Annotated in this window: 1 protein-coding gene; it reads left to right on the top strand. The window is 68.0% G+C overall.

Features of this window, described 5'->3' with window-relative positions:
* Positions 1-83 precede the first annotated feature (83 nt).
* Positions 84-1100, top strand: a 1017-nt coding sequence (locus DWW12_RS09690; RefSeq protein WP_199570795.1) for a dTDP-4-dehydrorhamnose 3,5-epimerase family protein, incomplete at its 3' end; no start/stop codon positions are given.

Raw genomic sequence — 1100 nt, 5'->3', positions numbered from 1 at the left:
GGGCCGCAGGGCATGGGGATGATCCTGCGTCCCCGCGCGGGCGCCCCCGGTTATCCAACCTCTTCGATAGGAGCTTTTCCCATATGGCAGACATCGCATTCGAGAAGGACCTCTCCGTGGCGGAGACCGGCATCGGGGGCCTGATGGTCGTCGACCTCGCCGTCCACGGCGACTCGCGCGGCTGGTTCAAGGAGAACTGGCAGCGCGCCAAGATGACCGCCCTGGGCATCCCGGACCTCCGCGTCGTCCAGAACAACATCTCCTACAACGACAAGAAGGGCGTCACCCGCGGCATCCACGCCGAGCCCTGGGACAAGTTCATCTCGGTGGCCTGCGGAAGCGTCTTCGGCGCCTGGGTGGACCTGCGCGAGGGCAGTTCCACCTACGGGAAGGTGTTCACCTGCACGCTCGACCCGTCGAAGGCCATCTACGTCCCGCGCGGCGTGGGCAACTCCTTCCAGGCCCTGGAGGACGGCACCGCCTACACCTACCTGGTGGACGCCCACTGGTCGCTGGAGCTGAAGAAGACCTACACCTTCGTGAACCTCGCCGACCCGGAGCTCGCCATCGAGTGGCCGATCCCCCTCGACGAGGCCACCGTCTCCGAGGCGGACCTGAACCACCCGATGCTGAGGGACGTCGTCCCCATGGCGCCGAAGCGCACCCTCGTCACCGGCTGCGACGGCCAGCTGGGGCATGCGGTCCGCGCGCTCGCCGAGGAGCGCGGCGTCGCCAAGGACTTCGACTTCTGCGACATCGACACCTTCGACATGTCCGACCCGGACGCCTACGCGCAGTACGACTGGTCGCTCTACGGCACCGTGATCAACTGCGGCGCCTACACGGCCGTGGATAAAGCGGAGACCCCCGAGGGCCGTGTCATCGCCTGGAAGGCCAACGCGACCGGCCCCGCCCTTCTCGCCCGCACCTGCGCCGGGCACGGGATCACGCTCGTCCACGTGTCCTCCGACTACGTCTTCGACGGCACCGCCGAGGTGCATGACGAGGAGGAGCCCCTCAGCCCGCTGTCCGTCTACGGCCAGACCAAGGCCGCCGGCGACATCGCCGTGGCAGGGTGCCCGCGCCACTACATCATGCGC

The sequence above is a fragment of the Collinsella sp. AF14-35 genome (genome assembly GCF_003464565.1).
In the GTDB taxonomy this organism is placed as follows: Bacteria; Actinomycetota; Coriobacteriia; order Coriobacteriales; family Coriobacteriaceae; genus Collinsella.
This window is presented reverse-complemented; position numbering and strand designations above follow the sequence as displayed.